Annotated in this window: 17 protein-coding genes and 1 pseudogene; 14 read left to right on the forward strand and 4 right to left on the reverse strand. The window is 65.6% G+C overall.

Annotation, left to right across the window (positions count from 1 at the left end):
* Positions 1–43 precede the first annotated feature (43 nt).
* Both AC19YX_RS08885 and AC19YX_RS08890 read left to right on the forward strand, forming a co-directional pair.
* On the forward strand, positions 44–355 hold the full coding sequence (locus AC19YX_RS08885; RefSeq protein WP_078470954.1) for an Mpo1-like protein: 312 nt from the start codon (positions 44–46) through the stop codon (positions 353–355).
* Positions 356–473: 118 nt separating this feature from the next.
* A complete protein-coding gene (locus AC19YX_RS08890; protein WP_078470953.1) occupies positions 474–1064 on the forward strand; it encodes an HD domain-containing protein in 591 nt (196 codons plus the stop codon).
* 16 nt (positions 1065–1080) lie between these two features.
* Here AC19YX_RS08890 and AC19YX_RS08895 read toward each other — a convergent pair whose 3' ends face one another.
* Positions 1081–1902 (reverse strand): UDP-2,3-diacylglucosamine diphosphatase, encoded by an 822-nt coding sequence (locus AC19YX_RS08895; RefSeq protein WP_078470952.1) that lies wholly within the window; start codon positions 1900–1902, stop codon positions 1081–1083.
* Positions 1903–2035: 133 nt separating this feature from the next.
* Between AC19YX_RS08895 and AC19YX_RS08900 the strand changes: the two genes are divergently transcribed.
* Both AC19YX_RS08900 and AC19YX_RS08905 read left to right on the forward strand, forming a co-directional pair.
* The gene (locus AC19YX_RS08900; protein ID WP_500606073.1) at positions 2036–2791 is read left to right on the forward strand and encodes an AraC family transcriptional regulator; all 756 of its coding nucleotides are present in this window, start codon (positions 2036–2038) and stop codon (positions 2789–2791) included.
* 114 nt (positions 2792–2905) lie between these two features.
* A complete protein-coding gene (locus AC19YX_RS08905; protein WP_500606074.1) occupies positions 2906–3799 on the forward strand; it encodes a DMT family transporter in 894 nt (297 codons plus the stop codon).
* 39 nt (positions 3800–3838) lie between these two features.
* Here AC19YX_RS08905 and AC19YX_RS08910 read toward each other — a convergent pair whose 3' ends face one another.
* Positions 3839–4141, reverse strand: a complete 303-nt coding sequence (locus AC19YX_RS08910; RefSeq protein WP_078470949.1) for an Rdx family protein — start codon at positions 4139–4141, stop codon at positions 3839–3841.
* Between the two features lie 67 nt (positions 4142–4208).
* Between AC19YX_RS08910 and AC19YX_RS08915 the strand changes: the two genes are divergently transcribed.
* Positions 4209–6398 carry a patatin-like phospholipase family protein gene (locus tag AC19YX_RS08915; protein ID WP_078470948.1) on the forward strand — a complete coding sequence of 730 codons (2190 nt, stop codon included), beginning with the start codon at positions 4209–4211 and terminating at the stop codon, positions 6396–6398.
* 161 nt (positions 6399–6559) lie between these two features.
* Here AC19YX_RS08915 and AC19YX_RS08920 read toward each other — a convergent pair.
* A pseudogene (locus tag AC19YX_RS08920) lies at positions 6560–8063 on the reverse strand (PepSY domain-containing protein).
* 7 nt (positions 8064–8070) lie between these two features.
* The gene (locus AC19YX_RS08925; protein ID WP_500606075.1) at positions 8071–10233 is read right to left on the reverse strand and encodes a TonB-dependent receptor; all 2163 of its coding nucleotides are present in this window, start codon (positions 10231–10233) and stop codon (positions 8071–8073) included.
* 373 nt (positions 10234–10606) lie between these two features.
* On the opposite strand from AC19YX_RS08925, the gene AC19YX_RS08930 reads away from it, so the two are divergent.
* From AC19YX_RS08930 to gspG, 9 genes are all read left to right on the forward strand, one after another.
* Positions 10607–11248, forward strand: coding sequence for a response regulator (locus AC19YX_RS08930; protein ID WP_078473930.1), 642 nt, complete (start codon positions 10607–10609; stop codon positions 11246–11248).
* Between the two features lie 11 nt (positions 11249–11259).
* Positions 11260–14850 (forward strand): ATP-binding protein, encoded by a 3591-nt coding sequence (locus AC19YX_RS08935; RefSeq protein ID WP_500606076.1) that lies wholly within the window; start codon positions 11260–11262, stop codon positions 14848–14850.
* Between the two features lie 261 nt (positions 14851–15111).
* Positions 15112–16599 (forward strand): N-acetylglucosamine-binding protein GbpA, encoded by a 1488-nt coding sequence (gene gbpA, locus AC19YX_RS08940; protein WP_500606077.1) that lies wholly within the window; start codon positions 15112–15114, stop codon positions 16597–16599.
* A 64-nt stretch (positions 16600–16663) separates the two neighbouring features.
* Positions 16664–17179, forward strand: a complete 516-nt coding sequence (locus AC19YX_RS08945) for a cytochrome b (RefSeq protein ID WP_201129986.1) — start codon at positions 16664–16666, stop codon at positions 17177–17179.
* The gene (locus tag AC19YX_RS08950) at positions 17176–17694 is read left to right on the forward strand and encodes a type II secretion system protein N (protein ID WP_201129985.1); all 519 of its coding nucleotides are present in this window, start codon (positions 17176–17178) and stop codon (positions 17692–17694) included. The genes AC19YX_RS08945 and AC19YX_RS08950 overlap by 4 nt, the downstream gene beginning before the upstream one ends.
* A complete protein-coding gene (gspD, locus tag AC19YX_RS08955; RefSeq protein WP_500606078.1) occupies positions 17691–19598 on the forward strand; it encodes a type II secretion system secretin GspD in 1908 nt (635 codons plus the stop codon). Before AC19YX_RS08950 ends, gspD begins: the two co-directional genes overlap by 4 nt.
* The gene (gene gspE / locus AC19YX_RS08960) at positions 19595–21067 is read left to right on the forward strand and encodes a type II secretion system ATPase GspE (RefSeq protein WP_500606079.1); all 1473 of its coding nucleotides are present in this window, start codon (positions 19595–19597) and stop codon (positions 21065–21067) included. Before gspD ends, gspE begins: the two co-directional genes overlap by 4 nt.
* A 2-nt stretch (positions 21068–21069) precedes the next feature.
* Positions 21070–22287 (forward strand): type II secretion system inner membrane protein GspF, encoded by a 1218-nt coding sequence (gene gspF, locus AC19YX_RS08965; RefSeq protein WP_500606080.1) that lies wholly within the window; start codon positions 21070–21072, stop codon positions 22285–22287.
* 15 nt (positions 22288–22302) lie between these two features.
* Positions 22303–22737, forward strand: a complete 435-nt coding sequence (gspG, locus tag AC19YX_RS08970) for a type II secretion system major pseudopilin GspG (protein ID WP_078473922.1) — start codon at positions 22303–22305, stop codon at positions 22735–22737.

Genomic DNA, 22737 nt, shown 5'->3' on the forward strand with positions numbered 1-22737 from the left:
GGCACATCCCATTATCAGAACAACTACCAGCGAGGCCGTAGGCGTGGAAAACATCAAGCGATTCAACAGCTTTGCCGAATTCTATCCGTACTACCTGAGCGAACACGGCAACAGTACCTGCCGTCGCCTGCATTTTATCGGCACCAGCCTGGTGATCTTCATCCTGGCCCTGGCCATTGGCAAAGGTGCCTGGCTGCTGCTTCTGGCGCTGCCGGTGGCGGGCTACAGCTTTGCCTGGATCGGGCACTTCTTCTTCGAAAACAACCGTCCCGCCACCTTCCAGCACCCCTTCTACAGTCTGCTGGGGGATTTCGTCATGTACCGCGACATGATCCTCGGCAAGGTGCCCTTCTAGTCCAGACACTCCTGCGGGCCACGCGGCTCGCCTGGTCAGCAAGCCGTCTCCCACAGCCACTGCGCGGGCAATCACAGGGCATAGACTCGAACCATCATCCACAACAAGAAGATGGCCCATGAGCGATCACGCCCGTTTTACCCATATGCAGGATGGAACCGAGCAGGACTGGGCGATCATCGCCGCCGACTTCAGCGCCTATGCCCGGCAGCTGGCATCGCGCATCGTCACCCACCTGCGGCTGCTCGAAGGCGACTTCGGCGGCTTCCCGGTGGATCGCCTGAGCCACTCCCTGCAGACCGCCAGCCGCGCCTGGCGCGATGGCCAGGATGAGGAGTACGTGGTCTGCGCTCTGCTCCACGATATCGGCGACACCCTGGGCAGCTACAACCACCCGGATATCGCCGCCGCCATCCTCAAGCCCTTCGTCAGCCCGGAAAACCTGTGGATGGTGCAGCAGCACGGGATTTTCCAGGGCTACTACTTCTTCCATCACCTGGGCATGGACCGGCACCTGCGGGAACAATTCAAGGACCACCCGCAGTACCAGCGCACCGCCGAGTTCTGCGCCAAGTACGATGCCGCGGCCTTCGACCCGGACTACGACAGCCTGCCCCTGAGCTTCTTCGAACCCATGCTCGAGCGCCTGTTCGCCCAGCCGAAAAACTCGATCTACAAGGCCGCCATGCAAGAACACCACGCGGCCTGAACCGCGCCAGCGGAGCTCATGCCGGCTCCGCCACCTTCTGCCGTTCGGCCTTGAGCTGGGCTTCGCGCGCCTGGGCATCGGCCAGGCGATACAGCTCGATGGTGCCGTCCCAATGCTCGATCAGCGCCGTGCATGACTCCACCCAATCGCCGCAGTTGAGGTAGTCCACCTCGCCGACCTTGCGGATCTCGGCATGGTGAATGTGCCCGCAGACCACGCCCTGCAAGCCGCGCTTGACGCATTCATGGGCGATGGCTTGTTCAAAGTCGCTGATAAAGCTGACCGCGGTCTTCACCTTGTGCTTGAGGTAGGCCGACAGCGACCAGTAGCCGTAGCCGTAACGGGCGCGCCAGTGGTTGAGCCAGCGGTTGAGGGTCAGGGTAAATTCGTAGGCCGAGTCGCCGAGAAAGGCCAGCCAGCGGTGGTAGCGGGTGATCACATCGAACTGGTCACCGTGGATCACCAGCAGGCGCCGACCATCGGCGGTGGTGTGCAGCGCCTCGTCCACCAGTTGGATATTGCCCAGGATCAGCTTGGAGTAGCGGCGCAGGAATTCATCGTGGTTGCCGGTGACGTAGATCACCTCGGTCCCGCGTTTGCTCATGGTCAGCAGCCGGCGGATCACATTGGTGTGGGCCTGGGGCCAATACATGCCGCCGCGCATTTTCCAGCCGTCGATGATGTCGCCCACCAGGTAGATGCGGTCGGCCTGATAGCCCTTGAGAAACTGCGACAGATGCTCGGCCTGGCAATCCCGGGTGCCCAGGTGCACATCGGAGATCCATAAAGTTCGTACCCGCTGCTTACGACTGGGTTTGACGAGTTCGGCGCTGGTCATGGGCACTCTCCTGCTGTTTTTGCGAGCTTGCTCCGTGGCGATTAATAGCCCATGACACAAATACGACCGTCCGATGACAGCCCGCGCGCAACGCCCCCCGGTGTAGACTGCCGCCTCTGCCAAGGAGACCGGGATGCGACCGATCCTCACCCTGCGCCACTACAGCCACGACCTGATCGTCCACAGCCATGACCATGCCCAACTGGTGTTCGGCCTGTCGGGCCGGCTCGACTTCGAAGTCGACGGCCAGGGCAGCCGGGTCGGCCAGCAGAGTTTCGTGGTGGTGCCGGCCGGCGCCCACCATGCCTGCGGCAGCCCCGACGGCAGCCACTGCCTGGTGCTCGACGTGCCAAGCGAGCACTGGGTCATGCAATCGCTGGGGGAACACGCCGAGGCCAGCCGGCGCTTGCTCGACACCCCTGGGCGTCTGCTGCTGGCCCCGGCCCAGAGCCAACTGGTCGACTGGCTGGCCGCCAGCCCGGTGGCCGATCCGCTGATTGCCCAGCAAGGGGCGGTGCTGTTGCTGGCCAGCCTCAACAGCGCGCTGCCGGTCGGTGGCGGTCGGCGCCTGCCCTATGCCGCCTTGAATGCCCACATCGACCAGCACGCCGCCCACCCGCTGCAAGTCGCCGATCTGGCACGGCTCGCCGGCCTGTCCAGCGCACGCCTGCATGCGCGATTCATTGCCGAATGCGGGCAGACGCCCATGGACTACATCCGCAGCCGCCGCCTGCACATGGCGGTCAACCTGTTGCGCGACTCGCCCCTGGCCATCGGTGAAATCGCCCAGCGGGTGGGCTACAGCTCCCAGAGCGCATTTGCCGCCGCCATCCTGCGCGAATACGGCACCAGCCCCGGCAAGCTGCGGCGCGCCAACGAGCCGCGCTAGTTCCTCGACAAAAGACGCGAGCCCCGCGACAGACAGCGCATCGGCCACGCCCGTAAACTGCTGCCCTGCCGCAGCGCCCGCCAGAGGGCCCGGCTCTATTGTTTAAGGATTGAGATGACTCCGCGTACCGCCCTCGGTGCCCTGCATATCGGCGCCCTGATGTTCGGCCTGACCGGGGTGTTCGGCAAACTGGCCGCCGCCTCGCCGGCGATTATCGTGTTTGGCCGCGCCGCCTTCGCCGTCCTGGCCCTGGCCTGTTTTGCACGCCTGGTCAGCAACACCCGCTGGCAGCCATTGACCCGCGGCGACTGCTCGCGCCTACTGCTCAGCGGCCTGCTGCTGGCCGGGCACTGGGTGAGTTTCTTCATCGCGGTAAAGGTGGCCGGGGTGGCCATCGCGACCCTGGGTTTCGCCAGCTTTCCGGCGTTCACCGTGATCCTCGAAGGCCTGATCTTTCGCGAGCGCATCCGCCTCAACGAGATGGTGCTGGTGCTGCTGGTGAGCATCGGCCTGGTGCTGGTCACGCCGGACTTCGACCTGGCCAGCGAGGCCACCACCGGCCTGCTGTGGGCTGTGGCCTCGGGGCTGTTGTTCGCCCTGCTGTCGTTGAACAACCGGGTCAGTTCCGGGCGTATTCCGGCGGTCCAGGCCGCCCTGTGCCAGAACCTGGTGGTCGCCGCCTGCCTGCTGCCGGTGGCGGCGCCGGGACTGGGCGAGGTGCGGCCACTGGACTGGCTGTGGCTGGCCCTGCTCGGGGTGTTCTGCACCGGCCTGGCCCACAGCCTGTTCGTCGCCAGCCTGGCGGTGATCAAGGCTCGCACAGCGGCGGTGGTATTCGCCCTGGAGCCGGTCTACGGGATCAGCGTGGCCTGGTTGCTGTTCGGCGAAACCCCGACCCTGCGCATGTTGCTCGGCGGGGCCTTGATCATTGTCGCCATCGTGGTCTCCAGCCAACTGGGCGCTGCTTCAACTCGCAAGGCTAGTAACGAGCATGCCCCCTCTCACTGACGCCCCATGCTCGACGCGCCGCTGTTTTTGGTACAGGAACTAGACCGTAGGCGGGTTCTGAGTGCGGTCGTTATGGCCCAGGTCGCGCTGCGGGTCGATCTGGTCCCGCAGCCGCTGCTTGAGCACCTTGGCCTCGGGGAAGCCGCCATCGGCCTTGCGCTCCCAGATCTGCACGCCATCGCAGGTGATGCGAAAGGCGCCGCCGGTGGCCGGTTCCAGGGCCACGCGCCCCAGGTCGTCGCTGAACGTGCTCAGCAGTTCCTGGGCCAGCCAGGCGGCGCGCAACAGCCACTGGCATTGGGTGCAATAGGTGATGACCACTTCGGGTTTACGTTCAGTCATGGTTCGGCGGACTCCTGGGTTTCGGCCGCTATAATAGCCGCCTTTTTCCGCTGCCCCGAGAGCCGTGATGCGCCGCCTGTTGTCCTGCCTGTTGCTGTGCCTGTTGCCATTAATGGCCCAGGCCGCAGAAATCCCCCGTCCCACCATCGGCCTGGTGCTGTCGGGGGGCGCCGCCCGGGGCCTGGCCCATATCGGCGTGCTCAAGGCATTGGAGGAGCAAGGCATCCGCATCGACGCGATTGCCGGCACCAGCATGGGGGCGGTGATCGGCGGGCTGTACGCCTCGGGCTACAAGATCGACGAGCTGGAAAAACTTGCCCTGGGCATCGACTGGCAGCAAGCCCTGTCCGATGCCCCGCCGCGCGAGGACGTGCCCTTTCGCCGCAAGCAGGATGACCGCGACTTCCTGGTCAAGCAGAAGCTCAGCTTCCGTGACGACGGCAGCCTCGGCCTGCCCCTGGGGGTGATTCAGGGCCAGAACCTGGCCTTGCTGCTGGAGAGCAAGTTCGCCCACGTCAGCGACACCCGCGACTTCGACAAACTGCCGATTCCGTTTCGCGCGGTGGCCACCGATATCGCCAGTGGCGAGAAAGTGGTGTTCAGCAAAGGCCACCTGCCCCAGGTGATTCGCGCCAGCATGTCGATCCCGGCGGTGTTCGCTCCGGTGGAGATCGACGGCCGCCTGCTGGTAGACGGCGGCATGACCGACAACATCCCGCTGGACGTGGCCCGGGACATGGGGGTCGACATCGCCATCGTGGTCGACATCGGCTCGCCGCTGCGCTCGCGCAAGCAATTGACCACCGTGGTCGACGTGCTGACCCAGTCGATCACCCTGATGACCCGGCGCAACTCCGAAGAACAGCTGGCCGCCCTGCACCCGGACGACATCCTGATCCAGCCGCCCCTGTCGAGCTATGGCGTGACCGATTTCGGCCGCGCCCAGGACATGATCGATGCCGGCTACCGCGCCACCCGCATCCTCGATGCGCGCCTGGCCCGCCTGCGCCCGACCACGACCGTGGATGCCGAACTGACCGCGGCCCGGGCGCCGAGCCAGCGCACACCGATCATCAGCGCGATCAAGGTCGAGAACGACTCCAAGGTCAGCGATGACGTGATCCGCTATTACATTCGCCAGCACATTGGCGAGCCCCTGGACCTGGGCCGCCTGCAAACCGACATGGGCACCCTGTACGGCCTGGACTACTTCGAGCAGGTGCATTACCGGGTGGTGCACAAGGACGCGGACAACACCCTGGTGATCACTGCTCGCGGCAAACGCAACGGCACCGATTACCTGCGCCTGGGGCTGAACCTGTCCGATGACCTGCGCGGCGACAGCGCCTTCAATATCGGCGCCAGCTACCGGGTCAACGGCATCAACAGCCTCGGGGCGGAGTGGCTGACGCGCTTGCAGTTCGGCGATCAACAAGAGCTGTACAGCGAGTTCTACCAACCGCTGGACGTGGGTTCGCGCTACTTCGTCGCCCCGTACATCGCCGCCGAATCACAGAACATCGAGTCGGTGCTGGACAACGACCCGATCGCCGAATACCGCCTGGAACGCTACGGCTTCGGCCTCAACCTGGGGCGGCAGATCGGCAACAGCGGCGAGATCCGCTTCGGTGTCGGCGAGGCCTGGGGCAAGGCCAAGGTGCGCATCGGCGAGCAGGACCTGCCCAGCGAAAACTTCAGCGAGGGCTACTACCAGCTCAAGTACTCTTTCGACTCCCTGGACAACGTCTACTTCCCCCACAGCGGCGAAGACATCGGCCTCTCGCTGCGCCAGTTCGAACCCAACCTGGGCTCGGACAAACGCTACCGGCAATGGGAATTCAAACTGGACAAGGCACTCAGCAGCGGCCCCAACACCTTCATCCTCGGCGGCCGCTATGGCCGGACCCTGGACCGGGCCGACGTGGTGTCGTCGAGCTTTGTGCTGGGCGGCGCGCGCCAGCTTTCAGGCTTTCGCCAGGACGCCCTTTCCGGACAGAACATCAGCCTGGCGCGGGCCGTCTATTACCGCCGCCTGACGCCTCGGGCCTACCTGCCGCTGGACTTTCCGCTGTACATCGGTGGCTCCCTGGAACGAGGCCGGGCCTGGAACAATGACAATCAATTCGACAGCGGCTACATCAATGCGGCGAGTATTTTCCTCGGCTTCGATACCCCCCTGGGGCCTTTGAATTTCAGCTACGGCGTCAACGACGACGAGCAGAAGGCGCTGTACCTGAACCTGGGGCAGACGTTCTAGTCCCTCAGGCGCTTAGATACTGTGGCGAGGGAGCTTGCTCGCGCCGGACTGCATAGCAGTCCTGTTTTGGGGGCCGCTTCGCACTGGCGCTGTGCCCGGCCATACGAGAGCAAGCGTCCTCGCCACGGCACAGCGCCCCTGCTTGAGTAACGGGCATCCCCTTATTGGCGCTTCGCCGCCAGGCGCCTGGCCGAAGGTTTGCGCGGTCGCAATCGACGCCAACCGAGCCAGGTGCCGCTCAGGCTGAGCAACAGGCCGCCGAGGCTGGCGCTGATCAGCACGCCGTCCCACAGCGGCCGACGCTCCAGCAGCGGCAACCAGTCCCAGCTGTGCAGCAGGTTGAACAGCCAGCGATAGACCCGGCGACGCTCGTCCAGCTGTTCGATCACCGCGCCGCTGCGCGGGTCCAGGTGCAGCCAGGTGCAGCCAGGTGCTGGCCGGGTCGTCGAAACGCAGGCGCAGGGCCGGCAAGGGTTTGTCCAGGTGACCGAGCATGCTGTGCTCGGCGCGGCCGTAGTAGTAGGCGTCGTAGCCGTGCAGGGTCTCGACCTGCACGCTGCCGGCCGGCCACATCGCCGAGGCGGCGCGGGCCAGTTCCTGCGGCTCCATCGACAGGCGCAAGCGGCCGCTGCCATCGAGCAGACGTACCCCGCCGGCGCCGTCGCGGGCCAGTAGATAACCCTGGCCGCCGATCCGGCGCCACTCGATCTCCCTCGGCGCAAAACCGTCGGCCTTGAAGCGCGCCAGGGCTTGGGCGGTGTCCGGCGCAAACGCCTCGGGCAACAGCGGACCGCCTTGATAAGCCGCACCCGACAAGGCTTGCGGATGCTCGAACACCCGCCACGGGTTCATCGACAACCAGCCGCTGAAGACCCAGGTCAAGGCCAGGCTGCCAAACACCAGGCCAAGCACATGGTGCCAGCGGGCGATGCCCTTGTAGGGGGTGCGCGCACCGCTGCGGTAAGGCTTGGCAAAGCGCCAGCGCAACAGGCCGACCAGCATCCCGCACAGGCACATCAAACTGGCGGCAAATGCCAGGGACGTCACTGCCCAACCCCAGGCCCCATCCAGCACCCCGCCGCGCAATGGATAAAGCCAATGCAGCCAGGCCCCGACCCAATTCCACAGGCGTTGGTCCCCGGTGGCCACGCGCACCACCGCCCCCGTCTGCCCGGAGAGGTACAGCAGGCTGGCGTCGCGGTTCTGCAACTGGATGCGGTGCAGCGGTCGCTCGGAGTCCAGGGCTCGGGAGTGGCTCCAGGCGTCCTCCCAGACCGCGCCCAGATACAGCGCCGGCGCCGGGTCGAATTGCCCGGCACTGGCGACCAGCAGCCCCAGGTTCGGCACGACCCGCTGGCCGGTTCGGCCATCCACCGCGACGCTACCGGCATCACGGTAGCCCAGCAGGTAATGCGGGCGGCCGGCCAGGCTGCTGAGGCGAATACTGCTCGGTGCCTGCTCGCGCTGCGCCGCCTGCAACGCCACGCCCAAGTCGACGCAGCAGCCTTGAGCCGACAAAGGCGGCAGCCGCGCCAGGTGCTCGGCGGGGGTGAGTTTGGGGTAACCGACATAGAGCATCACCACCCCGGAGAAAAACCACAGCGCCAGCAGCAGGCACAGGCCAATCCCCAACCAACGGTGCCACAGGTACAGATAACGTTTCATTCGCGCCTCAGAACCGCGTGTCCAACGCCAGCTCAACGCTGCGCGGGGCTCCCAGGTACAGCAGCGTGCCATTGGCGCGCTCAGCATAAATTGCGTCTGTCAGGTTGCGCACCCGTGCCGTCAGGCGGGTATCGGCGCTCAGGCGGTAACCGGCAAATGCCCCGAACACCTGGTAACCCGGGACCCGCCGCTCGTTGGCCGTATCGGCATACACCTGGGCCACATGGCGGCCGTCGAAACCGAGTTGCCAGGCCGGGTCCAGGTCCCAGGTCAGCCACAGGTTGGCCACCTGACGCGGGGTGTTGCCCGGTGTGTGCCCCTTGCGCGACACACTCACGCCATCGACCCGCTCGCTGAAATCGTCGTACCAGGCCTCGGTGTAGGCCAGGTTGCCTTCCACCAGCCATTGCGGGGTCACGCGCAGCGAGCCGGCCAGTTCCAGGCCACGGCTCGATTGCTGGCCGACTGCCAGGCTTTGCCCGGGATTGAGCGGGTCGGCGGTGGCCAGGTTCTTGCGCTCGATCTGGTACAGGGCCACGGTGCCGGCGCCGCGCCCCTGAAGAAAGTCGAACTTGGCGCCCACCTCCAGCTGCCGGCCACGGGTCAGGTCGAAATCCTCGACCTGACCCAGGGTCGCGGTGGCGAGCATGCCGGCCGGCGGATCGGCGGCAGTGCTGTATTGCACATAGACGTTGGCGTGCGGGGTCAGCTGGTAGACCAACCCGGCGCGACCGGTACTGGCAGCGTAATCACGGCTGAAATAGGCCGGGTTGCTCGCGCTCACCGCGCGGTAGTTGTCGACCTGCAACTCGATGCGCTCATGGCGCAGGCCGGTGAGCAGCGACAGACGCTCGGTCAGTTGCAGGTGGTGCTCGAAAAACAGCCCCCGGGTGTCCACCTGGTTGCGCCGGTCCTTGTGGAATCCACGCTGCATGCCGGGGATGTCCCAGAAACTGCCCGGGTCGAAATCCCCCGGATCCACCTGGTCCACCACGCCGGGCAGCGAACGCGGCAGGCGCATCTGTACGTTATGGCTGTAGTCCAGCCCCAGCAGCCAGCGGCTGTCGAGGTCGAACAACGGCTGTTCGCGGTGCAGCTCAAAACGGTTGCCGATGACCTGTTGCTCATGGCGCTGCAACAGCGCGCCGGAACGGATCACCGCGCTGTTGTCGGCGTTGTAGCGGTAGTTTTCCAGGTTCTGAAACTGCCGCGTGGCCTGGTAGCGGTAGAGGGTGTTGCGCAGCTCGGTGGCCTCGTCGAAGCGGTATTCGCTGAGCGAGCGCAACCACTGCACGCGCTGCTGGTACAGGCTGTCGTCGACATTGAAATTGCGCAGGCGGTCGCGGCGGTCGATCTTCATCGTGCGGCCAGTGCCATTGAGCACCGGCGTGCCCCAGTAGGGGTTGTCGACCCGTTCTTCCTGATACTCCAGGGCCAGGGTGTGGCTGAACTGCGCGCTGATATCGCTGAGCAGGGAGAAGGCGCTGGTAAAGGCCTCGCGCCGCTCGCGGTCGGCATAGCCCCGGCCCTGGCTGTGGCTGAAGTCCAGGCGCGCGACGTGGTTTTCTCCCAGGCCGTGGTTGAAGCCCAGGGCGGTTTCACCGCTGTGATCCGAGCCCTGGCGCAGCCGAGCCTGGTTGAAGTCGTGGCCGCGCAGCGGTTGTTTGGAGATGTAATTGAGCGAGCCACCCACCGCCCCGGCGCCATTGAGAAAACCCGAGGCCCCGCCAATGGCTTCGACCCGGTCGTAGATCCAGCCGTCCACCGGGCGCGCGGTGATGCTGTCGTAATGCAGGCCGATGCCGTTGAACAACTGGCTCACCTGGCCGCCGCCAAAGCCGCGCCAGCTCACGGCATTGCCCATGCCTGGCGGTGCCGACGCATTGAGCCCGGGCACGCTGTCGAGCATCTCACCGGTGGTGCGGGCGCCGCGGCGCTCGATCTGCTCGCGGGTGACCACGCTGACTGAGGCCGGGGTCGAGCGCAGGTCAAGGCCCAGCCGCGAACCGGTGCTGCTCAGGCGGTCCAGTTCCAGCCCCGGGCTGAGGGGCGCCTCATCGGCGCTGACGACCTGATCGGGCAGGACCAGCGCCTCTTCGGCCAAGGCTGGGGAACACAGGGTGGCGCACAGTAGCGCAGCGTAACGACGGCGGGCCGGGAGATGGTTCATGACGGGCTTTCCTGAAGACGCGGGGCGCTGCAAAAGACCCCGCGACGGGCTCGGGGCACGCCAGGTCGAATCGGCGACCGGGCGCACCGGATTAAGGGCGCCATGGTGCAAAAACAACGGTCCGAGGCCTATCGGCCAAGTACTAAAACCTCAGCCCCGCTCACGCTTCGAGCTGCATATCCGGCCATCGGAAACCAACACTTCTTTACAAAAAAGGCACCCCGCGTTCAGGCAGATGACAGGTTTTTCTCTATAGAATCGCCGCCCCTCGCTACCCCCCCAGACAACACACCCCCTGACAAGCGGTGAACGGAGCCCTATTGCCAGGCCAGCAAGCCTCCCCTCTCCCCTGAATCAAAAGAGACCCGACCCGATGCCAATCCAAACCGTGATCGTCGATGATCACCCCATCACACTGATCGGCATGCGCGCCCTGTTGAGCGATAACCCCAAGCTGTCGATCGTGGGCGAGGCGCAGGACGTCGGCGGGCTTTTCGAACTCCTCGGTCGGCAATCCTGCGACCTGCTGATCACCGACCTGATGATGCCCGGCAGCGAGCAGGTCGATGGCCTGCGCCTGATCCAGCAACTGCGCCGTCGCTACCCGCAGCTGGCGATAGTGGTGGTCACCATGCTCAACAACCCGGCCCTGATCGGCTCGGTGCTCAAGCTCGGGATCCAGGGCCTGGTGAGCAAGCGCGGGCTGCTCAATGACTTGCCCAAGGCTATTGGCGCCAGTGCCTCGGCGCCCTTTCTTTCGCCCGTGTTCAGGCAACTGCTGGACCTGGGCGAGGCCGAGCACGGCAAACCGCTGCTGCAATTGGAAGAACTCTCGCCACGGGAAGTCGAGGTCCTGCGCCTGTATGGCAGCGGCCTGACCATCGGCGAAATCGCCCTGCACCTGAACCGCAGCAAGCAAACCATCAGCACCCAGAAGATCAGCGCCATGCGCAAGCTGGGGCTGGACACCAACGCCGCGCTCTACCTCTACATCCAGGAAAACGGCCTGACGTGAAGGCGACTGCCATGCATCGTTTGCTGCGGTCCCTGATCGCCCTGTGCCTGCTTGGCCTGTGTGCTCTGACAGGCCCCAGCAACGCCCTGGCCGACGCGCCCGAGCCGACCCCGGCCAGCCTGGCTCAGCTCAACGCCATGCGTCAGTCACTGCCGAGCAAAACCCTGCGCGTGGCGCGCATCACGCCACCCGAGAATGTGCGCGAAGGCAGCGCCAACCTGGCCCTGCGCGCCATCACCGAGGACTACCTGCAACTGGTCGGGGACTTTCTCGACCTGTCGATCGAGGAGGTGTCCTACCCCAGCGTGGCGGCAGCCATAGACGGGCTCAAATCCGGGGAAATCGACCTGCTGACCCGGGTCACCGACTTTGAACGCCAACATGCCAGGCTGATACTCAGCCGCCCGTACCTGACCAATGCACCGATCATCGTCGGCCGCAGTGCCGACAACAGCCTGCCTCCCGACCTGGAAGGCAAGCGGGTCCTGCTGCTCGCCGACTACATGGACTTGGCCACCGTGCTCCAGGCCTACCCGCACGCCAAGCTGAGCACGGTTGCGAACACCGCCGAAGGCCTGCGGCGCCTGGCGGAGGGCGAAGTCGATGCGTTTATCGGCGACAAGGTACGGGCCAATTTCCACATGCTTGCCCTGCCCGAGATGAAGCTGCAAAACAAGTTCGCCGCGCACCTGAGCAGCGAAGGTTTCTCCTTCGCCGCCCGGGAAAACGAGCACGACCTGATCACCCTGATCAACGTGACCCTGGAAAGCATCTCCGAGGCGCGCAATCGCGAGATCATCGAGCAGCGTACCCAGTCCACCCGGCTGTTCGCCCCGGCGGACGCCTTTGCCCTGACCCCCAAAGAGCGTGAGTGGCTGCACCAGCATCCAACCCTGACCCTGATTGCCAGCGAGCAACCGCCCTACTTCTATCGCGATAACGAGGGCCAATGGATCGGCCTGGGCATGGAGATTCTGCGGGGCCTGGGCGACGTCTACCCCCTGCAACTGGAAGTGCTCGCCAGCCAGTCGCCCGCCGCCGACCAGCAACTGCTGCAAGGCGGCCGCGCGCAGTTGGCCACCAGCTTGCCAGCCACCGCCGAACGCCGGCAGACCCTGGCCTTCAGCGAACCCTTCGGCGCCCAGGCCTGGACCTTCGTGATTCGCCGCGACGCCAGTTCGCCCAGCTCCCTGGAGGCCATGGTCGGCCGCCGCCTGGCCTTGCCGTTCAATCACCCCCTGGACAGCTGGTTGCAGACCCGCTACCCGCGCGTCCAGGTGGTGCGCACCCAAACCACCGAGCAGGCTCTGGCCCTGGTGGAAAGCGGCAAGGTCGACGCCACCCTGTACACCGCGCTCTGCACCCGTGGACGCCAGCCGTGGCTGAACGGACGCGACCTGCGGGCCGGGCAGACTGTCCAGGCCATGTCCCTGCCCCAGGTGTTCGCCATCAGCCCCAGCGCCCCCGAGCTGCGCGGCATTCTCGATAAGTTGCTCGGGTCGGTGGCCGGCGAGCTCAATGGCCGGGTCAAGCTGCTGACCAGCCCCCAGGCCGATCACGCACCTTGGGAGCAACTGCCGGATGGCTTCTGGCACGCCGTGGTCCTGGCGCTGGTGGTGGTCCTGCTGTCGCTACTGTGGAACTGGCGGCTCAAGGTCCAGGTGCGCCAACGGCGTGCCGCCCAGCATCAGCTGAGCGACCAGTTGGCCTTCCAGTTCTCCCTGCTCAACGGCTTGCCGACGCCGCTGTACGTGCGCGACCTGGAGTTGCGCCTGAGCACCTGCAACCGCGCCTACGAAAGCTTCTTCGGCAGCGCCCTGGAACAGCTGCAAGGCACCACCCCGCAGCAGCAGGGCATGGCGCCCCACAGCCTGGCGCTGAATCTGGAAGAGCAGTACCGGCTGCTGCTGGACAACCGTCAGCCGCAGTTTTTCGACGGTTGCATCGAGGTCAACGGCGAGCGGCGGCATATCTACCATTGGTTGGTGCCGTTCTACAGCGCGCGCGGCAAGTTGCAGGGCCTGCTCGGCGGCTGGATCGACATCAGTGAACGCAAGGGCCTGGAACTCAAACTGCGCGAGGCGCAACAGACCGCGGTCGATGCCAGCGCCGCCAAGGGCGAGTTCCTGGCCACCATGAGCCACGAACTGCGCACCCCGCTCAATGCCCTGGTCGGCCTGCTGGAACTGGAAAGCCGGAGCGAACGGGCACCGTCGGAAAACCTGCGGATCGCCCAGCAGTCGGCCCATTCGATGATCGACCTGATCGGCAATATCCTCGACCTCGACAAGATCGAGAGCGGACAGATGCAATTGGCGCCGCAGCCGGTGGCCCTGGCGCCGCTGCTGCAAGACTGCCTCGATCTGTTTGCCGCCCAGGCCCGGCAGAGCGGCCTGGCCCTGAGCCTCGACTGCTCCGGCCTGACGCCCCAGCGCCACTACTGGCTGGACCCCATGCGCCTGCGCCAGGTGCTGCAAAACCTGTTGGGCAACGCGTTGAAGTTCACCGCCCGCGGCCAGGTCCGGCTCAGCGTCGAAGAGCTGGACCTGGGGGGCGACAAGAGTTTGTTGACCCTGCAGGTCAGCGACACTGGCATCGGTATCTCCAAGGCCATCCAGCCACGGATCTTCGAACCCTACATGCAGGCCCATGCCGAGGTCGCGCACCTGTATGGCGGCTCCGGGCTGGGGCTGAACATTTGCAGCCAGCTGGTGCAATTGATGGGGGGCCGGATCTGGCTCGACAGCCAGCCCAACCAGGGCTGCCAGGTCAGTGTCGAACTGCCCCTGACCTGGCAGCCGGCGCCGGCGCTGGGTAGCGATCCACAGCACCATCTGCCGCAAGCCTTGAGCCAGGCGCTGAAGGTGCTGATCGTGGACGATGTCTCGACCAACGGCCTGGTGTTGCAGCAGCAACTGGCCAGTCTTGGCCACCGCGCGACCTTCGTCTGCAGCGGCGCGGCGGCCCTGGAGGCCTGGGAGCGCGAGCCCTTCGACCTGCTGATCAGCGACTGCAACATGCCCGGCATGGACGGCTACACCCTGGCCCGGACCATTCGCCAGCGCGAGCAGGTCCTGGGCCTGGTGCCGCGCCCGATCATCGGCTACACCGCCAGCGCCCTAACCGGGGAAAACCAACGTTGCCACGACGCCGGCATGAACGAGCTGATGATCAAACCCGTGACCCTGGCCCGCCTGCGCGAAGCCCTCGCCGGGCAAGCGGCACAGCCCCAACGACTGCGGCCCGGCACCACCCCGGGCTTTGACCTGAGCCATCTGGAGGGCCTGGCCGGCGCCGATCCGAGCCTGATCAGGCGTTTGCTGGAGGAGTTGCACAGCAACCTGAAGGAGGAATGCCAGCGCCTGCAGCAGCCGCTGGCCGACAACAACGACGACGAAGCCATCGGCCAATTCATGCACCGCCTTGAGGGCCTGGCCTGCACCATCGATGCGCCCGGGCTGCTGCGTGCGTGCGAAGGGGTGCGCCAGGCTGCCAGCCAGGGCGTCGACCTGGATCCTGCCCAGGCGCAGTTAGTGGCGGTGCTGCTCGGCCTGTTGGACGATATCCGGCATCGGCATCCGGACCGACCGCCCCGAGGGTAGGGGCTCGCCCATTGCGCCCGCCTCGACGCGGGCCTGTTCGACCTGGCCATTCACGTCATGCTCCGGCGCGCACCCTCGGGGCTGCCGCCCCATTGGATGGCTCCCGTAAAAGTCCCCCGCACCCGACTCTCGTACTCGTCCCATGGGCGCCTCTCACCCCCGCGGGCATCCTGCTCAGGCCTTCAAAGGCGGGCTCAGCACCCCATACGTACCCGCCCTTGACGGCTCTATAACCAATTAGAAAGCCATCAAGGATTCACCATGATTCATAGCAAACGTGCAAGCGCCCTGCGCAAACTACCCCTGGCCATGGCCATTGGCCTGGCCACCCTGGCTTCGCAGCAAGCCTTCGCCCACGGCTACATTGAAAGCCCGAAATCCCGCGCATTCATGTGCGTTGGCGGCGACAACAGCATCAACAAAAACTGCGGCGCCGCCGCATTTGAACCACAGAGCATGGAGTACTCAGCCAATGGTGCTCAGTATCATCACACTGGCACGTACTGCGCTGAAGACTTCAGCAAATGCGGCCCAGCTGACGGTAAAATCCCTAGCGGCGGCCTGCAATCCTTCGATCGATTGAATGAGCAGAAAGCCGATCGCTGGGCCAAGACCACCATCAAGCCGGGCATGAACGAGTTCCGCTGGAGGTACACCGCTGTGCACCCGGCCGCCTATCGCCAGTTCTACATCACCAAGAAAAACTGGAACCCGAACGAGCCACTGACCCGCGATTCCTTCGAGCTGACCCCGCTGCTGCACGAAGAAGGCTACAACAAGATTCCGTCCCTCTCCGAGCCGACCAAGCACCAAGTCAACATTCCGGCTGACCGCTCGGGCTATCACGTCATCCTCGCCACCTGGCGTGTCGGTGACACCAGCGCTACCTTCTACCAGGCGGTCGACGTCAATATCGATAACGACGGCGCTCCTGTTTCCCAATGGAGCCAGATCGGCTCCGTGCAGCCTGAACAGCTGCAAATTGGCGACAAAGTCATGACCCGCGTGTTCACCGCTGCTGGTGAACAGACCAGCCGTCAGACCGTGCTGGAAATCAACACCGTCGAACAGGCTCAGGCCAAAACCTGGCCATTCCTGCTGGCCGAAAAAGCCAACAAAGCCAACGCTGGCTACCAGATGGGCAAGATTGGTGCCGGCGATAAAGTCGTGCCTAGCTACGACGCCAACGGCATCTACATCACTGCCAAGAGCGACGTGACAACGGTCATGATCGATAAAGATCAACCGGCTCTGCCAGGCACCCTGAACCTGACCGGCCTGGCTGCTGACTACACCTTGAATAACGGCGCCGCCGACCTGCACTTCAACGCTATCGCTCAAGGTGGCAAGTACACCATTGACGCTTCCGTGTTCAATGCCAAGGGCGAGAACATCGCTTACCAGCAGGCCGCTGTCGGGGAAAACACTGCGCATTTCACCATGGCACTGAAGGACGTCACTGCCGGTGACTACGACCTGGTGGTCGTGGCCAAGGCCGACAAAGGCGAGCTGCTGCAGAAGACCCACAGCTTCAAACTCAAGGACCCAGCGGTCGGTGGGGGCTATGACTTCGTATTCCCGGATGGCGAGAACGACTACAAAGCCGGCACCAAAGTACTGGCCTCTGACGGCAAGATTTACCAGTGCAAACCGCATCCATTCTCCGGCTGGTGCAAGAACTCGTCCGGCAATGCCTACGCACCTGGCAAGGGCTGGGCATGGGGTCAAGCCTGGGACCTGGTCAAGTAATTCATAAGGCTGCAACACGAGCGTGACGCCTGGCGTCACGCTCTTTTCGTTCAGGAATACCCCCATGTCCGCTCATAACTATTCCCAGCCGCGTCGGCTGCTGCACTGGTGCTCGGCCCTGATCATTATCTGGGCCTCGGTCAGTGGCTTTGCCGTCGCGTTGCTGGAGATGCCGCACGCGATCGAGAGCGGCATCACCTTTATCAACGTCTCGCTGACTGCGTTGCTGATACCGCTGTTTGCGCTGCGTCTGTTTTTTTCCGTGGCCCACCCGGCGCCACCGGAGCCGTCCATGATCGGCGCCGCCAGCCAGGTGCTGGCCAAACTCGGCCACCTGGCGCTGTACATCGCCACCGCCTTGGTGCTGGTGACCGGCGTCTTGATGATGAACCGGCCCATCGATTTCTTTGGTCTGCTGACCTTGCCCCAGCCCCTTGAAGAACCGCTGCTGCTGGAGTTTTTCAACCAGGTGCACCGCGCTTGCTGCGTGGTCCTGGCCCTGTTGGTACTGGGGCATGTCGGCGCAGTGGTGCTGCACCAGTGGCGTGGCCACGGCGTGCTGCAGCGGATGCTGCCTTGATCAGCCTCAACGCGGTGCATGCCCTGCTGGCCCGGCTGCCACTGAGCCAAGGCCTGCTGCCCGCCAGCGCCTGTGCATTGTGTGCCTGGCTTGCCCTGGGCAGTTGGGACTTCATCCAGCAGTTGCCCGCGCAGACCGCCGGCGACGCGGCCCCGGCACCGACCGCCCAGCCGCTGCCAGCGCTGGACCCGAACGGCATCGCCAGCCTGTTCGGCGCCGTCCCGCCCGAGACCCAGGCCAGCGCCTACGCCGTGCCGCTGACGCTGCTGGCCAGCCTTGCCGCACCGCACAGCGAAGATTCGCGGGCGCTGATCCGCGCCCCTGGTGGCGCCGCGTTCTACAGCATCGGCGACCGCCTGCCCGGCGGCGCCAGCCTCAGCGCGATCAGCCCGGACCACGTCGTGGTGCTCCAGGGCGGTCGCCTGCAAACCCTTGCTTTCCCCAGTCATTCCGCGCGCCTGCTGACCCCCACAGCAGAGCCCGCTTTACCCCCCCTTGCAGAGATACAACCATGAAACTGTCCCAGATCACCGGTGCCGTGCTGATGCTCGGCACCCTGCTTTCACCCTTGCCGACTCTGGCCGCCGCCGAGGCCAAGCGCCAGTGGACCTTGAACATGAAGGACGCCGAGCTGCAGGACCTGGTCAGCGAAGTCGGCGAAATCACCGGCAAGACCATGGTCCTGGACCCGCGCATGAGCGGCAAGGTCACGGTACAGTCGGCCTCGGCCATGGACCGCGAGGGCATCTACTCGCTGTTCCTCACCGTGCTGCGCAGCCAGGGGTTTGCCGCCCTCGACCAGGGCGACCGGGTGTTGATCGTGCCGGTCAGCGAAGCCAAGACCAAGGCCGTCGGCAGCAAAATCGCGGTCGGCGATATGTTCATCACCCAGGTGCTGCCGCTGTACAACGCCACCGCCAGTGAAGTGGCGACCGTGGTCCGGCCGCTGGTGGCGCCAGACGCGTATCTGGCGCCCTCGGCCAGCTCCAATGCCCTGGTCATCACCGACAGCGCCAACAACGTCGAGCGCATCCGCCAGGTAGTGCGTGACCTCGACGCCGCCGGGCACAAGGCGGTGACCACCCTCAACCTGAAACACGCCTGGGCAGTCGACGTGGCCAAGGTCCTGAGCGAAAGCGTGGCGCAGAACAACAGCGGCAATAACACCGCCAAGGCCATTGGCGACGCCCGCAGCAACCGCCTGATCCTGATCGGCCCGTTGCCCGCTCGCCAGCAGATGGAACGCCTGGCCAAGACCCTGGACGTCGCCGGCAACGCTGACGATGGCACCCGCGTGGTGCGCCTGCGCCACAGCGATGCGACGAAACTGGCCGAGCTGCTCAATGACGTCGGCAAGCGCATCGAAGGCGGCCGTGGCGGCAAGGACGGCGGCACCCAGGGCAAATCGATCCTGGTCAGCGCCGACCAGAGTCAGAACGCCCTGGTGCTGATGGCGGAGCCGGCGCAACTGAACATGCTCGACAAAGTCATCGCCGAGCTCGACCGCCCGCGCGCTCAAGTCCTGGTGGAAGCGGCCATCGTCGAAGTCAGCGGCGACATCAGCGAGGCCCTCGGCGTGCAGTGGGCCGCACGTGCCGGCAACGTCACCGGCGGCACCAACTTCCCCGCCAGCGGCCTGGCCATCGGCAGCCTGCTGGGCAACCTCGAAGGCGACAAGCGCCCGCCCCTGCCCGACGGCGCGATCATCGGCCTGGGCAGCCGCAACTTCGGGGCTCTGGTCACCGCGCTGTCCAGCGACTCCAACAACAACCTGCTGTCGACCCCCAGCCTGCTGACCCTGGACAACGAAGCCGCGGAGATCCTGGTGGGGCAGAACGTGCCATTCCAGACCGGCTCCTACACCACCGACAGCGCTGGCGCGAGTAACCCTTTCACCACCGTGGAGCGCAAGGACGTGGGCATCACCCTCAAGGTCACGCCCCATATCAACGAGGGCAACACCCTGCGCCTGCAGGTCGAGCAGGAAAGCTCCGAGCTGGCCGCCGCCCCCGCCGGCATCAGCACCAGTGACGTGATCACCAACAAGCGCTCGGTGAAAAGCACCATCCTCGCCGACGATGGGCAAATCATCGTGCTCGGCGGCCTGATCAAGGACAACGTCAAGACCCAGGTCAGCAAGGTTCCGGTACTGGGCAGCATCCCGCTGATTGGCCGGCTGTTCAGCAGCAGCCGCGAGGTCACTGAAAAGACCAACCTGATGGTGTTCCTGCGCCCGACCCTGCTGCGCACCAGCAATGACAACACCCACCTCGGCCAGCGCAAGTACGAGAACCTGCGCCAACTGCGGGCGCTGGACGGCAGCACCAATAGCCTGCGCCTGCCCAATGACCCACGGCAGATGTTCGAGGCCGCCCCGCAAGGCACCGTGATCGACATGCGCAGCGAGCCGCAACGATGACCCAGGCCCCACGCCTGCCCTTCAGTTTTGCCCGGCGCCACGGCGTGCTGCTGGAGGCCGGCCAACTGTTGTGCCGCAGCGATACCCCGCTGTCGGTGCTGGCCGAAGTACGCCGCCGTCACGGCGCACCGCCGCGCAGCCAGGTACTCGGCGCCGAGGCCTTCGCCCTGCGCCTGGCCGAGCACTACCGCGATGGCCAGGACGATGCGATGCAAATGGCCGAGGGCCTGGGCGACCAGATCGCCGACCAGGACGACCTCGCCAGCCTGGCCGAACACCTGCCGCAAACCACCGACCTGCTGGAGCAGGAAGACGATGCGCCGATCATCCGCCTGATCAACGCCATCCTCGGCGAGGCGGTCAAGGCCAAGGCCTCGGACATCCACCTGGAAACCTTCGAGCAACACCTGTCGGTGCGCCTGCGGGTCGATGGCCTGCTGCGTGAAGTACTGCGCCCACGGCGCGAACTGGCGGGGCTGCTGGTGTCGCGGATCAAGGTCATGGCGCGCCTGGACATCGCCGAAAAACGCATCCCCCAGGACGGCCGGATCGCCCTGCGGATCGGTGGCCATGAAGTCGATGTGCGGGTCTCGACCCTGCCCTCGGCCTATGGCGAACGGGTGGTGATGCGCTTGCTGGATAAACAGGCCGGGCGCCTCGACCTCGGGCGCCTGGGCATGGCCGATGCCAGCCGCCGACGCCTGGAAGGCGCACTGTCGCGGCCCCACGGCATCCTGCTGGTGACCGGGCCCACCGGCTCGGGCAAGACCACCACGCTGTACGCCGGCCTGGCCAGTCTCAACACCTTGTCGCGCAATATCCTGACCATCGAAGACCCGGTGGAGTACCACCTGCCGGGCATCGGCCAGACCCAGGTCAACACCAAGGTCGACATGACCTTCGCCCGTGGCCTGCGGGCGATTTTGCGCCAGGACCCGGACGTGGTGATGGTCGGCGAAATCCGCGACCGCGAGACCGCGGAAATCGCCGTACAGGCCTCCCTCACCGGGCACCTGGTGCTGTCGACTCTGCACACCAACAGCGCGGTGGGCGCGGTGACGCGCCTGGTGGACATGGGCGTCGAGCCGTTCCTGCTCTGCACTTCCCTGCTCGGGGTGCTGGCCCAGCGCCTGGTGCGGGTGCTGTGCGTCGAATGCAAAGTCGCCGCGCCGGCCGATGCCAGCGCCTGCGCCCGGCTCGAACTCGATCCCCTGGCCCCGCCCCTGCTGTATCACGCCCCCGGCTGCGCGGCCTGCCAGCACAGCGGTTATCGCGGGCGCCAGGGCATCTACGAACTGGTGCTGTTCGACGATGAATTGCGCCAGTTGGTGCACCAGGGCGCCGGCGAAGCCGAACTCAGCCGCCACGCCCGCGCCCACGGCCCAAGCCTGTTCGCCGATGGCCGCGACAAGGTGCTGCAAGGCAGCACCAGCCTTGAAGAACTGCTGCGCGTGACCCAAGAGGATTGACCATGGCCGCCTTCGAATACCTCGCCATGTGCAATGCCGGGCGCAAGACCCGCGGCGTGCAGGAGGCCGAGAGCCTGCGCCAGGCTCGCCAGTTGCTGCGCGAACGCAACCTGATCCCGCTGCAGATCAAGCCGGCGCGCGGCAACCAGGAACGCGGCCCGGGCTCGACGGCAGCCTCCCGGCGCAGCCTGAGCCCGGCGCAACTGGCCTTGCTGACGCGCCAGTTCGCAACCCTGGTGCAAGCCTCCCTGCCACTGGAAGAAGTGCTGGCCGCCGTGGCCGCCCAGTGCGAAAAAAGCGCCCAGCAGAGCATGGTCCTGGCGATTCGCGCGCGGGTCCTCGAAGGCCACAGCCTGGCCCGCGCCATGGGCGAATTCCCCCGGGCGTTCACGGCGCTGTACCGAGCCACGGTGGCCGCCGGCGAGCGCGCCGGGCACCTGGGCCAGGTGCTGTTGCAACTGGCCGACTACACCGAGGCGCGCCAGGCCGCGCAGCAGCAGATCCAGCTGGCCATGCTGTACCCGAGCATCCTGATGGTGGCGGCCTTCAGCATCGTCGGTTTCCTCCTGGGGTTCGTGGTGCCGGACGTGGTCAAGGTGTTTATCGACAGCGGCCAGCAACTGCCGGTGCTGACCCGGGGCCTGATCGCTGCCAGCGGCGTGCTGCGCGACTACGGCCTGTTGATGTTGCTGGTGCTGGCCGGCGGGCTTGGCTTGGCGCGCCTGGCCCTGCAAAAACCGGCAGCGCGCCTGCGCTGGCACCAGGTGCAACTGCGCCTGCCATTGATCGGCCGGGTAATCCGCGCCAGCAACTGCACGCGCTTTGTCAGCACCCTGGCGATTCTCGGACGCAGCGGCGTGCCCCTGGTGGACGCCCTGGAGATCGCCGCCGAGGTGGTGGCCAACCAGCAGATTCGTACCTGTCTGAAAGACGTCGCCCAAGCCGTGCGCGAAGGTAGCGGCCTGACTCGAGCCCTGGAACACAGCGGCCATTTCCCGCCGATGATGCTGTACATGATCGCCAGCGGCGAACGCTCCGGCGAGCTGGACGCCATGCTCGACCGCGCCGCGCACCAGCAGGAAGCGCAGCTGGCCAACCGCATTGCCATGCTGGTGGGCCTGTTCGAGCCGGTGATGCTGGTGTTCATGGGCGCCAGCGTGCTGCTGATCGTGCTGGCGATCCTGATGCCGATCCTCAGCCTCAACCAACTCATCACCTGATACACAGGAACGCGCATGCACAAGCGACACAAGCAACGGGGTTTTACCCTGATCGAAATCATGGTGGTGGTGGTGATCCTCGGGGTCCTCGCCGCCCTGGTGGTGCCGCAGATCATGAGCCGCCCGGACCAGGCCAAGGCCACCGCGGCGCAGAGCGACATCAAGGCCATCGCCATGGCCCTGGACATCTACAAGCTCGACAACCACAACTACCCCAGCACCCAGCAAGGCCTCGAAGCGCTGGTCAGCAAACCCTCGGGCACCCCGCCAGCGCGCAACTGGAATGCCGACGGCTACCTCAAGCGCCTGCCGGTCGACCCCTGGGGCAACCCCTACCAGTACCTGGCCCCGGGCAGCCGGGCGAATGCCTATGACCTGTTCTCCTTCGGTGCCGACGGCCGTGCCGGTGGCGAAGGCCTGAACGCCGACATCGGCAACTGGGACCTCTGA

The organism is Pseudomonas sp. MF09150 (assembly GCF_059862355.1).